Here is a 337-nt window from a genome sequence, read left to right as displayed (position 1 = left end):
TGAACCAGTCGACGATGGCGACGAGATAGACGAAGCCGCGCGCCATCGGAATGTAGGTGATGTCCGTCGCCCAGACCTGGTTCGGCCGGGTCACCGCCAGCTTGCGCAGCAGGTACGGATAGATTTTGTGGCCCGGTGCCGGCTTCGACGTGTTCGGCCGACGGTACAGTGCCTCCAGTCCCATCCGCTTCATCAGCGTCGCGACATGCAGCCGGCCCACCGCCGTGCCCTCCTGCCGAATCAGATCGCGCAGCATCCGGCTGCCGGCAAACGGGTAGAGCAGGTGCAGTTCGTCGATCCGCCGCATGATCGCCAGGTCGGCTGCGGATACCGCCCG

Annotated in this window: 1 protein-coding gene; it reads right to left on the bottom strand. The window is 65.6% G+C overall.

Going from position 1 to position 337, the window contains the following annotated elements; all coding sequences use genetic code 11:
- Positions 1-337 (bottom strand): IS3 family transposase (locus QU44_RS17120; protein ID WP_033923618.1); only part of this gene is annotated, 337 nt, incomplete at both ends.

This window comes from Sphingomonas sp. 37zxx (genome assembly GCF_000786205.1).
GTDB lineage: Bacteria > Pseudomonadota > Alphaproteobacteria > Sphingomonadales > Sphingomonadaceae > Sphingomonas.
Note: the sequence above shows the minus strand (reverse complement) of the source record. Positions and strands in the feature narration are given on the sequence as shown.